Origin of the sequence: Marinobacter persicus (genome assembly GCF_002934325.1) — a bacterium.
Lineage (GTDB): Bacteria > Pseudomonadota > Gammaproteobacteria > Pseudomonadales > Oleiphilaceae > Marinobacter > Marinobacter persicus_A.
The window spans coordinates 16,807-29,542 of sequence record NZ_PTIV01000007.1 but is presented as its reverse complement, the minus strand read 5'-3'; the positions used below and the strand labels follow the sequence as shown (position 1 = coordinate 29,542).

At 57.2% G+C, this 12,736-nt stretch carries 12 protein-coding genes and 1 riboswitch; of the genes, 8 read left to right on the top strand and 4 right to left on the bottom strand.

The window, feature by feature from the left end; translation table 11 throughout:
• Positions 1 to 30 precede the first annotated feature (30 nt).
• Positions 31 to 142, top strand: a riboswitch (TPP riboswitch).
• A gap of 80 nt (positions 143 to 222) precedes the next feature.
• Positions 223 to 2,100, top strand: a complete 1,878-nt coding sequence (gene thiC, locus BY454_RS05670; protein WP_104416953.1) for a phosphomethylpyrimidine synthase ThiC — start codon at positions 223 to 225, stop codon at positions 2,098 to 2,100.
• Positions 2,101 to 2,189: 89 nt separating this feature from the next.
• On the opposite strand, the gene BY454_RS05665 is transcribed toward thiC, so the two are convergent.
• Together BY454_RS05665 and BY454_RS05660 are read right to left on the bottom strand one after the other, a co-directional pair.
• The gene (locus BY454_RS05665; protein WP_104416952.1) at positions 2,190 to 2,591 is read right to left on the bottom strand and encodes an HVO_A0114 family putative DNA-binding protein; all 402 of its coding nucleotides are present in this window, start codon (positions 2,589 to 2,591) and stop codon (positions 2,190 to 2,192) included.
• A complete protein-coding gene (locus tag BY454_RS05660) occupies positions 2,588 to 2,950 on the bottom strand; it encodes a toxin-antitoxin system TumE family protein (protein WP_219820610.1) in 363 nt (120 codons plus the stop codon). The genes BY454_RS05665 and BY454_RS05660 overlap by 4 nt, the downstream gene beginning before the upstream one ends.
• 181 nt (positions 2,951 to 3,131) lie before the next feature.
• Here BY454_RS05660 and BY454_RS05655 point away from each other — a divergent pair, with 181 nt between their 5' ends.
• From BY454_RS05655 to cpdA, 3 genes are all read left to right on the top strand, one after another.
• Positions 3,132 to 3,752 carry an NUDIX domain-containing protein gene (locus BY454_RS05655; protein WP_104416951.1) on the top strand — a complete coding sequence of 207 codons (621 nt, stop codon included), beginning with the start codon at positions 3,132 to 3,134 and terminating at the stop codon, positions 3,750 to 3,752.
• Positions 3,749 to 4,234, top strand: a complete 486-nt coding sequence (locus BY454_RS05650) for a DUF1249 domain-containing protein (RefSeq protein WP_104416950.1) — start codon at positions 3,749 to 3,751, stop codon at positions 4,232 to 4,234. Before BY454_RS05655 ends, BY454_RS05650 begins: the two co-directional genes overlap by 4 nt.
• A 185-nt stretch (positions 4,235 to 4,419) precedes the next feature.
• Positions 4,420 to 5,226 (top strand): 3',5'-cyclic-AMP phosphodiesterase, encoded by an 807-nt coding sequence (cpdA, locus tag BY454_RS05645; RefSeq protein ID WP_104416949.1) that lies wholly within the window; start codon positions 4,420 to 4,422, stop codon positions 5,224 to 5,226.
• 11 nt (positions 5,227 to 5,237) lie between these two features.
• Here cpdA and metE read toward each other — a convergent pair whose 3' ends face one another.
• Positions 5,238 to 7,508, bottom strand: a complete 2,271-nt coding sequence (gene metE / locus BY454_RS05640; protein ID WP_104416948.1) for a 5-methyltetrahydropteroyltriglutamate--homocysteine S-methyltransferase — start codon at positions 7,506 to 7,508, stop codon at positions 5,238 to 5,240.
• Between the two features lie 117 nt (positions 7,509 to 7,625).
• Here metE and BY454_RS05635 point away from each other — a divergent pair, with 117 nt between their 5' ends.
• Positions 7,626 to 8,516, top strand: coding sequence for a LysR family transcriptional regulator (locus BY454_RS05635; protein WP_104416947.1), 891 nt, complete (start codon positions 7,626 to 7,628; stop codon positions 8,514 to 8,516).
• Between the two features lie 45 nt (positions 8,517 to 8,561).
• Positions 8,562 to 8,954 (top strand): glycine cleavage system protein GcvH, encoded by a 393-nt coding sequence (gene gcvH / locus BY454_RS05630; protein WP_104416946.1) that lies wholly within the window; start codon positions 8,562 to 8,564, stop codon positions 8,952 to 8,954.
• Positions 8,955 to 9,006: 52 nt separating this feature from the next.
• Here gcvH and BY454_RS05625 read toward each other — a convergent pair whose 3' ends face one another.
• The gene (locus BY454_RS05625) at positions 9,007 to 9,663 is read right to left on the bottom strand and encodes a histidinol-phosphatase (RefSeq protein ID WP_104416945.1); all 657 of its coding nucleotides are present in this window, start codon (positions 9,661 to 9,663) and stop codon (positions 9,007 to 9,009) included.
• A gap of 171 nt (positions 9,664 to 9,834) precedes the next feature.
• On the opposite strand from BY454_RS05625, the gene BY454_RS05620 reads away from it, so the two are divergent.
• Positions 9,835 to 10,368: an RNA pyrophosphohydrolase gene (locus tag BY454_RS05620; RefSeq protein ID WP_104416944.1), complete on the top strand. Its 534-nt coding sequence runs from the start codon at positions 9,835 to 9,837 to the stop codon at positions 10,366 to 10,368.
• Positions 10,369 to 10,380: 12 nt separating this feature from the next.
• Positions 10,381 to 12,690, top strand: a complete 2,310-nt coding sequence (gene ptsP / locus BY454_RS05615; RefSeq protein WP_104416943.1) for a phosphoenolpyruvate--protein phosphotransferase — start codon at positions 10,381 to 10,383, stop codon at positions 12,688 to 12,690.
• Positions 12,691 to 12,736: the final 46 nt, after the last annotated feature.

Genomic DNA, 12,736 nt, shown 5'->3' with positions numbered 1-12,736 from the left:
TTTTTGTGAGGTTTCGCCTCACAATATGTTCGCGTCTTGACGGGGTGCTGTTCGCCAAAACCGGCGATCGGCTGAGATTGCATCGCAGAACCCGCGACCTGATCCGGATAATACCGGCGTAGGAATTAAGACTACCTGACCAGGCCCGCAATGCCTTCTGGGCATTTGCTGGCTTTGCTCCGTCATACGCGACCCGACCACCAACCGAACCGGGAGCAAACCATGACGGAACTGCCAGCCTACCTCAGCGACTCCGCAAAAGTGGATTCCGCAGCAATCAAACCATTACCAAGCTCACGAAAAATATACGTGCAGGGTAGCCGACCCGATCTTCGGGTGCCAATGCGGGAAATTACTGTGGAGGATACGCCCACCGAAATGGGCGGCGAAAAGAATCCACCAGTACGGGTGTATGACACCTCAGGCCCCTATACAGACCCTGACGCGACCATTGACCTTCGCAAGGGACTTGAGCCCGTTCGTGCCGCCTGGATTGCCGAGCGCGGCGATGTCGAAAAGCTGGAAGATTACACCTCCGAGTTCACACGCCGGCGCATGAAAGATCCGCAGCTGGACCCACTGCGCTTTATGGACGAGCGCAAACCCCTGCGGGCCAAGGCCGGCCGGAATGTCAGCCAGATGCACTATGCCCGCAAAGGCATCATCACTCCGGAAATGGAATACATCGCCATCCGGGAAAACATGAAGCTGCATGAAGCCCGTGAACAGGGCCTGCTGGAAGATCAGCACCCGGGGCAGTCGTTCGGTGCCAGCCTGCCGAAAGAAATCACTCCGGAATTTGTGCGCGACGAAGTGGCCCGTGGCCGCGCCATCATCCCCGCCAACATCAACCACCCTGAAACAGAGCCGATGATCATCGGTCGCAACTTTCTGGTAAAGATTAACGGCAACATTGGTAACTCGGCCGTCAGTTCTTCTGTTGAAGAAGAAGTGGAAAAACTGACCTGGGGTATCCGCTGGGGCTCAGACACAGTCATGGACCTGTCCACCGGCAAGAACATTCATGAAACCCGCGAATGGATTATCCGCAACTCTCCTGTGCCTATTGGCACCGTGCCCATTTACCAGGCGCTTGAGAAAGTTGGCGGCGTAGCCGAAGACCTGACCTGGGAAATCTTCCGCGACACCCTGATTGAACAGGCCGAGCAGGGTGTGGACTACTTCACCATCCATGCCGGTGTTCGCCTGCACCATGTGCCCATGACCGCCAAGCGCACCACCGGTATCGTTTCTCGTGGCGGTTCCATCATGGCCAAGTGGTGTCTGGCTCATCACAAGGAAAGCTTCCTGTACGAGCACTTCGAAGACATCTGCGAGATCATGAAAGCCTACGATGTGGCCTTCAGCCTCGGCGACGGCCTGCGCCCGGGCTCAATCGCAGACGCCAACGACGCCGCCCAGTTCGGCGAACTGGAAACCCTGGGCGAACTCACCAAGATTGCCTGGAAGCACGACGTACAGTGCATGATCGAAGGCCCCGGCCACGTGCCCATGCACCTGATCAAGGAAAACATGGACAAGCAGCTGGAGTGCTGTGACGAAGCACCGTTCTACACCCTCGGCCCGTTGATCACCGACATCGCGCCGGGCTACGACCACATCACCTCCGGCATCGGCGCGGCCATGATCGGCTGGTACGGTTGTGCCATGCTCTGCTACGTCACCCCGAAAGAACACCTGGGCCTGCCCAACAAGGACGACGTGAAAACCGGCATCATCACCTACAAGATCGCCGCGCATGCTGCGGACCTTGCCAAAGGCCACCCGGGCGCCCAGATCCGTGACAACGCGCTGTCCAAGGCCCGTTTCGAGTTCCGCTGGGAAGACCAGTTCAACCTGGGCCTCGACCCGGACACGGCACGCGCCTATCACGACGAAACCCTGCCGAAGGACTCCGCCAAAGTCGCCCACTTCTGCTCCATGTGCGGCCCGAAATTCTGCTCCATGAAAATCTCGCAGGAAGTGCGAGACTACGCCAAGGAGAATGGCCTGGACGAAACACTCGCCATTGATGCGGGCATGGAAGAGAAATCGCGGGAGTTTGTGGAATCGGGCGGCAAGATATACGACAAGGTCTGAGCCTCGGTGTCTTGATCATGTAGCCTGCAAGTTTGTGCGGAAGCCATGGCGGGCCCGCCACGGTTCCACTCAGCCTTGGCAGTTATCATTCAGGCAACTTGTTTCTTCGCGGTTGCCTGAGCAATTCGCTGCTCGATGTCGACACTGGAGATAATCTCAAAATCCGTGAATAGAGCCACTGGCTTCAAAGCGTTGCCACTTTGTTTTTCGAGCCTGATAAATCCCTTGTCACTCAGCGATTTTAACGTGTGAGATAAGTTGCCTTTCGCTCGCCCCGTGAGGCGAGCCAGTTCCGTCACCGTTTGTGGCTTTTCCGAGTCAATCAAGCGCAGCAGTTTAATGTTCTCCGGACGCAAAACCTGTGACACCGCGTTTAACGAGGTGTACCAAACGCTGGGTTCATCAGCTTCCGGTGTATACAAGTCCTGAGCCATCGCCAGCATTCTCTTTCGAATGAGCTCTTCGGACATGATGCCGATTTTCGCTTTCATAAATGGCCTCCGCGTATGTCCGAGATCGTCTTATCAATGCCTGTGAAGAAATCGCTCAATAAGGCAAAACAGTCATCGAAATTGTAAGGTGTGCCGGTATCCGACATGGTTTTGTGAACGTGGTCGTATTCGTGCACTTTCCCACTGTTCAGACCCCTTTTTGCCGGCTTGACCGCATGGGCATTGTCCATCCCGAAAATCCGCCGGTTATGTTTGTCATGCAAGGTCAGGTTATACCGGATCCCGTGCGGCCTCTCGCGTGTTGGTGGGACACACCAAGCCTCCACTTTCCACCAGTACCCATCATCCCTGTGCACCTGGCTGCCGTGCATAGCCAGAAGTTGTTCCAGTCCGTCCAATGGATTAAACCTCCTGTGTTATGAGCAGATAATAACATTGTTTTTTGGAAAGGGGTACCCAATAACTGTCTGGCATCCAAATCGCCGGCCAGGGCCAGCCCCTGAAGGCCAAAGCCGTAACTTGCAGTAGCACGGTAGTTCCGGCTATCGTTCAAAATCGAATTCTGAACCGGACAGCCGAATGCCCAAACCATTCCAATTCAACGCAAACGACATCAAAATCGAAAAGCGTGAAACCGTCTTCCAGGGCTTTTTCCGACTGGACAAGCTCTGGCTGACCCACCCGCGCTTTGATGGCCGTGAAATGCCCATTTTCACCCGCGAACTCTTCATTCGCGGTGACGCCACCTGTGTTATTCCCTACGACCCCGCGCGGGACGAAGTCGTACTTCTGGAGCAATTCCGCCTCGGGGCACTTGGGCGCGATCAGTCACCCTGGTTGCTTGAACTGGTCGCCGGCATGAACGAAGACGGCGAAAGCCCTGAAGAGGTCGCCCGGCGTGAAGGTCAGGAAGAGGCCGGGCTGACGTTCAGCCGGCTCGAAAAAGTCTGTGATTACCTGGTTTCTCCGGGTGGCACCACGGAGATGGTTCACCTGTACTGCGGCCAGGTCAGCACCGCCGGGGCCGGTGGGTTGTTTGGTATTGAACACGAACACGAAGACATCCGCGCCCATGTGGTGTCTACAGACGAGGCAATTGCCATGATTCAGGATGGTCGCATCAACAACGCTGCGGCGATTATTGCCATCCAGTGGTTGCAGCTGAATCATGATCGCTTGCGCCGGGAATGGTCAGCATGACCGAATGGGTGAAGCGGCCAAAGCAGTATGTGCCGGATCTGCGCCAGTTTGGTGCCCTGTGTGATGGCAATTATCAGCGCCTGCGCAAATTGCGGCAGCTGGAGGCGGGCGGCAAACCGGTTTGTGAGTTTGAGCTGCACCGGGAAAACCAGTACCTGGGCCGGGTACGCATTGAAGTGCTGCAAACCGCAAAGTTCACCGAGACCTTGCTGCTTGAACAGGTGCACAACAACGGTCGCTGGCTCAATAATCCGCGGATGACCGTGCGTGTCTACCACGATGCCGCCATGGCCGAAGTGATCAGCTGTTATCGGCAACGGCAAATTGCGCCGGTTAATGATTATCCCAACCGATTCATGCACCACCCGGACGAAAAAGTTCAGGTAAACAGCTTTCTGGCCGACTGGCTGGACTACTGCCTGCGCTTTGGTCACCTTCCTATGGAACATGCCGCCTGGACCGCAGGTGAAGGCCTGGACTGATGATCCCCCCCTTAATCTTTGAGCCCGGCACTGGCGTGAGCCGAAGATGTGAAAGTTTGTAAAACTTCCCACTGAGCTGTACAGAATGTGAACCATTCTCCATTCCGGGGAGATCAACCTGCGTCTGGCTGTCGTACACTGATAACAATTCGTAATCGACTGCAAAGAAAGCACACAGGCCAGGTATGACCCAGACTCAGTCTCACCACCCCCTTCGGGTTCTGCAACTGACAGACCCTCACCTGATGGCGTCAGCAGATGGCAGTCTGCTGGGCGTGAACACCAGGGACAGCCTGTCTGCTGTGATTGACGAAGTGCTGGCGGTCCATGGCCAGCCGGACCTGCTGTTGGCCACCGGAGATATTACTCAGGACGCCTCTGCCGAGGCCTATCGTGTTTTTGGCGAGAAGCTGCAGGCATTCCATTGCCCCTCGCTGTGGATTGCCGGTAACCATGACCATGCCGGTGTGCTCAACCAGATTGCGGCAGAGTATCAGGCCAATCAGCGCCAGAGAGTGCAGGGAGGCTGGCATTTCATCATGCTGGACTCTTCCGTGCCGGGGAAGGTTTATGGGGAACTGCCCGAATCGGAGCTGGCCTTTCTCGATAAAGCCCTCTGCGCACACCCCGAACTGCCCACCATGATCTGCCTGCACCATCATCCGGTATCGGTTGGTGCGGACTGGATGGAAGAGATCGGCCTGAAAAACCGGGAGGCTTTCTGGCAGGTCCTGGACAAACATCCGCAAGTAGAAATTGTTCTCTGGGGCCATATTCACCAGGACCTGAAACAACAGAGGAATGGCGTTCGGTTAATTGCCACGCCATCCACCTGCATCCAGTTTGCGGCCGGTGCCACGGACTTTGCCGTTGAATCCCTGGCGCCCGGCTATCGCTGGTTTGAACTGCAGCCTTCCGGCAACTTCAGCACAGAAGTTGGCCGGGCCACTCAATTCCGGTTTGAGCTGGACGAAAAGAGTGGCGGCTACTGAATTTCCTGCGGTCAGGCTCTCAGCTCCCGGGCCGCTGCCACCATGGCCTCGAGAGCTGGCGTTACTTCTTCCCAGTTCCGGGTTTTCAGGCCGCAATCGGGGTTTACCCACAATCGTTCGGCGGGGATGCGCTCGGCAGCCAGTTTCATCAGCGTGGTGATTTGCTTCTGCGCCGGCACATTCGGTGAGTGAATGTCGTACACGCCCGGGCCGATGTCGTTCGGGTACTCGAAATCCTTGAAGGCATCCAGCAGCTCCATGTCAGAGCGCGAGGTTTCGATGGTAATCACATCCGCATCCATGCGGGCGATAGCCTCGATGATGTCATTGAATTCCGAATAACACATATGCGTGTGGATCTGGGTTGCATCCTGCACGCCGTTAGCGGCTATGCGAAAGCTGTTGATGGCCCACTCCAGGTACTGCTCCCAGTCAGCCCGGCGCAGGGGCAGGCCTTCGCGCAGGGCGGCTTCATCGATCTGGATGATGTTCACCCCGGCTTTTTCCAGATCCTGAACTTCCTCGCGAATGGCCAGTGCCAGCTGCAGGCAGGAGTCTTTCCGGGGCTGGTCATCGCGCACGAAGGACCAGTTCAGAATGGTCACCGGGCCCGTCAGCATTCCCTTGACCGGCTTGTCAGTCAGCGATTGCGCATAGCGAATCCAGTCCACTGTCATGGCATCGGGGCGCTGGATGTCGCCGAACAGGATGGGTGGTTTGACGCAGCGTGAGCCGTAGGACTGCACCCATCCGAAACGGGTGAAGGCGAAGCCATCGAGTTGTTCGCCGAAGTATTCCACCATGTCGTTGCGTTCGGGCTCACCGTGCACCAGGACATCCAGCCCCAGGTCTTCCTGAACGCGAATGCACCGGGCAATCTCGGACTGCATCTGTTCCTGGTAGGCCTGGTCGGTCAGCTCACCTTTACGGAACTGCAACCGGGCCTGGCGGATTTCCCGGGTTTGCGGGAAGGAGCCTATGGTGGTGGTCGGGAAGGTGGGCAGTTTTAATGCCTGTTGTTGCAGGGCAATACGATGCGGGTAGGGGCTTTGGCGATTGCCCAGAGAAGCCTGCAACCCGGCAACGGCTGCCCGAACCTGAGGGTTGATTACCCGGTAGGAGGTCCGACGACTGTCGATGGCCTGCTGGTTGTCTGCCAGGGCCTGTGTAACAGAATTACACCCTTCATTCAGGGCACGGGCCAGTACCTGCAGTTCATCCAGTTTCTGCACGGCAAATGCCAGCCAGGCGTGGATTTCCTCGTCCAGCTCGTCTTCCCGGGTCAGATCGACCGGTACATGCAACAGGGAACACGAGGGTGCCAGCCACAGGCGTTCGCCCAGTTTTGCGTGCAATGGTTCCAGCCAGTCCAGCAGTGTGTTGAGGTCGGCCTTCCACACATTCCGGCCATTGATCACGCCCAGAGACAGCACTTTGTGGGTCGGAAGCCAGTCTGCGACCCGGCTCACTTCTTGTGGCGCGCTAACAGCATCCAGGTGAATGCCTGCCACCGGCAGTTCACAGGCCAGTTGCAAATTGCTCCGGAGCTCGCCGAAATAGGTGGCCAGAAGCAGTTTGGGACGGTTGCTCTTGAGTTGGTGATAGGCCAGATTGAAGGCATATCTCCAGTTGGCGTCCAGGTCTGTCACCAGGGCGGGTTCGTCAATCTGGACCCATTCAGCGCCTGCATCTGCCAGCGTTTCCAGCAACCGGGCGTAGGCCGGCAAAAGCCGCTCCAGAAGGTCCAGCCGGTTGCTGTTGTCAGAGGTTTTGCCAAGCCAGAGGTAGGTCACCGGCCCGATAATTACCGGTTTGGCGTTAACGCCTTGTGCCCGGGCTTCTGCAAGCTGGGTCAGCAGGCGCTCGGGGTTCAGCTCAAATTCCGTGTCAGCACTGAACTCCGGCACGATGTAGTGATAGTTGGTGTCGAACCATTTGGTCATCTCACCGGCGGCGGTGGCGCAGCAGGCATTGTCATCGGCGCCACGGCCCCGGGCGGCACGAAAGTAGGCGTCTGTCTGTGAGCCGGCCTGGCTGGCCACGCGCTCCGGCAGATTGCCCAGGGTGACAGACATATCCAGTACCTGATCATACAGCGAGAAATCACCCACCGGGCTCAGGTCAATGCCGGTCTGTTGGTGCCAGTTCTGGCGGCGTAAGTCTTCGGCAGTCGCCGTCAGTTCCTGCCCGGTTTGCCGGCCGGCCCAGTAGTCTTCCAGTGCAAACTTCAGTTCCCGTTTCGCGCCAATGCGAGGGAAACCCAGATTGTGTGTGGTTACCATGAGTTTTCCTTGAACGTTGTCTGTGTGAATCGACTGCCAAGGTTATTCAGGTCTTCCAATGAATAAAAATGGTATTATTTCACTGACCAATGAAAAAAATTCACGGATAGGGCGCGCATGATTGAACGAAACCATCTGGAAATCTTCAGGGCTATCGAGCGTCAGGGCTCTTTGACCGCTGCGGCAGAGCAGCTGAATCTGACCCAGTCAGCGCTTAGCCACGCCGTTCGCAAACTGGAGCAGCAACTCGGCACGCCGGTGTGGGTGCGCGAGGGGCGGCAGTTACGGTTCACCCAGGCGGGCGAGCAGCTTCTGACCCTTGCAAACCGCCTGCTACCGCAATTCGAGCATGCTGAAATGCTGGTGCAGCAGATTGCCAGGGGCCAGCGGGGCAGCCTTCGAGTCGGCATGGAATGTCATCCCTGTTATCAGTGGTTGTTGAAAATTGTCGGGCCGTATTTGCAGCAATGGCCGGATGTAGACGTGGATGTAAAACAGGAATTCCAGTTCGGCGGCATGGGCGCGCTGTTTGGTCATGACATTGATTTGCTGGTCACGCCAGACCCACTGCACCGCCCGGGCGTGCAGTTTGAACCGGTATTCGATTATGAGCAGGTGTTGGTGGTCAGCTCCGGGCATCCGTTGGCCAGGCAGGAATGGGCAGAACCGACGCAACTGGCAAAGGACACACTCATTACCTACCCGGTGGCCGCAGAGCGCCTGGATATTTTCACCCGTTTTTTCCTGCCGGCTCATGCCTCGCCGGGGCGCCATAAAACCATCGAGACCACCGATATCATGCTGCAGATGGTGGCGGCGGGGCGTGGAGTGACGGCTTTGCCCCGTTGGCTGGTGGATGAATACGCCCGGCAGATGCCCATAAAAGCTCTGCGGTTAGGGCGCGAGGGAATGCCCAAGCAGATCTTTCTGGGGTTCCGGGAACTGGATGCCGAGGTGGATTATCTCAACGCATTTATGGAGCTGGCCCGAAGCATTCGCTGGAATTGAACTCTTCGGTTAAACTGCGCAAAAGTTTGAACAGGACCTATGAACATGAGCGAGACACCTGCCACTCTCAAGTACATCGAAACTCACCAATGGGTTCGGGTTGCTGACGACGGCACTGCCACGGTCGGTATTACCGATTTTGCCCAGGAACAGCTGGGCGATGTTATTTTTGTCGGCGTTCCGGAATTGGGCGTTACCGTGACCGGAGGAGAGGAAGCCGGTGTGGCGGAATCGGTAAAGTCTGCCTCGGACATTTTCAGCCCTGTGACCGGTGAGGTTATTGAGGTCAACGAAAAGCTGGAAGACGAGCCGGAACTGGTCAACGAAGATCCGTACGGTGATGGCTGGCTTTTCCGGGTACAGCTGGAGGATGCCGGCGAGCTGGATGGTTTGATGGACGCCACCGCTTACGCTGCACACGCCGCTTCGGAAGGTTAAACGTACCTTCTTTGTTAAAAGGGCTTTGCCGGATCAGCAAAGCCCCGGAGGGTTAATCCCGCAAAGACATGACTGGCCAGCCGCGTTCCCGGGCGATCTCCTCAAGGGTGGGGTCTGGATCGACTGCCACCGGGTTTTCCACTTTCTCAAGCAGCGGTACGTCGTTGCGCGAATCACTGTAGAACCAGGCGCCAGCCAGGCTTTCGCCATTGCCGGCCAGCCAGTCGTTCAGGCGCTCCACCTTGCCTTCCTGAAAACTGGGTGTGCCCGCCACTTCACCGGTAAATCGGCCATTTACCAGTTCCGGTTCGGTGGCAATCAGGTGTTCCACGCCAAGCTTGTGGGCAATCGGTTCGGTAATAAACCGGTTGGTGGCGGTAATGATCATCAGAGTGTGGCCTTGCTCACGATGCTCTGCCAGCAGCTTCGCGGCCTTGTCCAGCATCATCGGGGCGACCTTTTTGCGCATAAAGTCCTCGCGCCAGGCCTCCAGTTCTTCCATGTTGTGGCGGCTCAGCGGCTGCAGGATGAAACGCTGATAATGGAAGATGTCCAGCTCGCCATTCAGATACTCCTGATAAAAGCGATCATTGGCCTGCTTGTAGTCCTCGGCATCCACCATACCTTCTTCTACCAGAAACTCTCCCCAGGCATGGTCGCTGTCGCCGGCCAGCAGGGTGTTGTCCAGATCAAAAATTGCGAGCGTCAAGCCGCGTCCTCCTGTTGTTAAAGGCTCTGTAGCAAAGTGCACAGTCTACCATGAGCGCTGTGTTCAGGCTGTGTTTGCCCATGCCTTGGGATTCTGCAAGAATGAGAGCAACTTGGACAATTATCGCCGGTTAAAAAATGACCGGCTGCCGACTATCAAGAGGACTGTGCCGTGATCGACTCGGACGGTTTCAGACCCAACGTCGGAATCATTCTGGCCAACCACAGGGGCGAAGTTCTCTGGGCAAGGCGAATAGGGCAGGACTCCTGGCAGTTTCCACAAGGCGGTATCAAAGATGACGAATCGCCCGAAGATGCACTGTACCGGGAGCTTGCAGAGGAAATCGGCCTCAGTGCCAGTGATGTGGAAATCATCAGCTGCACCCGGGGCTGGCTGCGATACCGGCTTCCCAGGAGGATGGTTCGCCATAACTCGCACCCCGTATGCGTGGGGCAAAAACAGAAATGGTTCCTGCTGAGGATGTTGTCGCCAGATGCGCATGTACGCGTAGATGGCACCGATTCACCGGAATTCGACGGGTGGCAGTGGGTAAGCTACTGGTATCCGTTGGGACAGGTGGTCTCATTCAAAAGAGAAGTGTACAGACGCGCGTTGCGTGAGCTCGCACCCCGGCTGTTTCACAATATGGAGCAGTGGCTTCGGAGCCGTGAGCAAAACCGGCGCCGGAAGGAATACCATCAATGACGGACTGACCTGATGCTGAGCACCTTGCGAAACATAGTACAAGAGGTAAATGCCGCCCGCGATCTGCACGAGGCGCTGGGTATTATTGTATCGCGGGTGCAGGCGGCCATGGCCACAGAAGTCTGTTCCGTTTATCTGCTTGATCCGTCTTCAAACCGCTACATCCTGATGGCTACGGAAGGTCTGTATCAGGAGTCGGTGGGCAATGTCAGTCTGGGTTATTCGGAAGGCCTGGTTGGCCTGGTCGGTGCCCGTGAAGAACCGATTAATCTTGAAGACGCCCCTTCGCACCCCCGCTATCGCTACTTTCCTGAAACTGGCGAGGAGCGTTTCCGCTCGTTCCTCGGTGTTCCCATCATCCATCGCCGGCGCATGCTGGGCGTGTTGGTGGTTCAGCAGCGGGAAAGCTCACGGTGCTTTGACGAGGGCGAAGAAGCCTTTCTGGTCACCGTATCGGCCCAGCTGGCGAGTGTTATTGCGCACAGCGAAGCGACCGGCGCCATCAGTGGTCTGTCGCTGACCGGTGAAGCAACCAAAGATATCTGTTTCAGTGGTGTCCCCGGTGCCCAGGGTGTCGCCATTGGTACCGGTGTGGTGGTTTATTCCACGGCGGATCTGGATGTTGTGCCGGAAAAGCCCACCGACGATATTGAACAGGAACTCGCGCTATTCCGTGCGGCGGTGCAAACTGTCCGTGAAGACATTCAGCGGGTGGCCAAGCGCCTGTCGTCCCAGCTACGCCCGGAAGAGCTGGCTTTGTTCGATGTGTACCTGAGCATGCTCGGCGATCAGGCCTTGCCGGGCGAAGTGGCCACTCGCATTCATGAAGGTATCTGGGCGCAGGGCGCACTCAAGCAAGTGGTGCAGCAGTACATTCGCCACTTTGAGGTGATGGATGACCATTACCTGCGCGAGCGTGCGGTGGATATCCGGGATCTTGGCCGGCGCCTGCTGTCCCGCTTGCAGGAAGGCGAAGAAAAAACCCTGGAATACCCGGAGCGCACGGTGCTGGTCAGCGAGGAAATTACGCCGGCCATGCTTGGTGAGGTTCCGAAGGGGCATCTGGTTGGCCTGGTGTCGGTAAAGGGTTCCAGTAACTCCCACGTTGCCATTCTGGCCCGGGCCATGGGCGTGCCTACGGTGATGGGGCTGGTCGACATTCCTGTGAATCAGCTGGATGGTAAGGAGCTGATTGTGGACGGCTTTGAAGGCCAGCTTTTTGCTTCGCCTTCGCCAGATCTCAGAGCGTTCTATCAGGAAATCTGCGATGAGGAGGACGAGCTCTTCCGTGGCCTGGAAGCGCTACGTGACAAGCCCTGTGAAACCACCGATGGCCACCGGGTGGCGTTGCTGGTGAACACCGGGCTGATGACCGATGTTGCGCGGTCGCTGTCCCATGGTGCCGAGGGGATCGGGCTGTACCGGACGGAAGTGCCGTTCATGATCAAGGACCGCTTCCCCTCCGAGCAGGAGCAGCGGGAATATTACCGGGAGCAGTTGGAAGCTTTCGCCCCCAATCCGGTGACCATGCGCACGCTCGATATCGGGGGCGACAAGGCCTTGACCTATTTCCCCATCCAGGAGGAAAACCCCTTCCTGGGTTGGCGCGGCATTCGAGTGACCCTGGATCATCCGGAAATCTTCCTGGTGCAGGTGCGGGCCATGCTCAAGGCCAGCGAGGGGCTGAATAACCTGCAGATCATGTTGCCGATGATCAGCAACATTTCCGAAGTGGAAGAGTCATTGCACCTGATCTACCGGGTGTATCACGAGGTGCGCGAAGAAGGCTACCAGATCCACATGCCCAAGGTGGGTGTGATGGTGGAGGTGCCTGGTGTGGTTTACCAGATTCGTGAGTTGGCGGAGCGCGTGGACTTCCTGTCGGTGGGCTCCAACGACCTGACCCAGTACCTGCTGGCGGTCGATCGCAACAACCCGAGGGTGGCCCAGTTGTATCATTCCTACCACCCGGCGGTACTTCAGGCGCTGGTGAGGGTGGCTCAGGATGCCCATTCGGTGGGTAAGCCGGTTGGCATCTGTGGTGAGCTTGCCGGCGATCCGGGTGGTGCGGTATTGCTGATGGCGATGGGCTATGATTCGCTATCCATGAACGCCGCAAGCCTGCCGAAAGTGAAATCGGTGATTCGTAATGTCAGCCGAGAGTGGGCTATGCAATTGCTGGACGATGTGCTGCTTCTGGATTCACCCCATGTCATCAAAAGCTGTGTGGATCTGGCGTTGAGAAATGCTGGCTTCGGCCGCTACCTGCGCCCGGCCCGTTCCTCGACCGCCGCGTTGGCGGAACAGAGTGGCAATTCCTGATGGTCGGGTGCACACGAACAAAAAAGGCCGGAAGGTTACCCTCCCG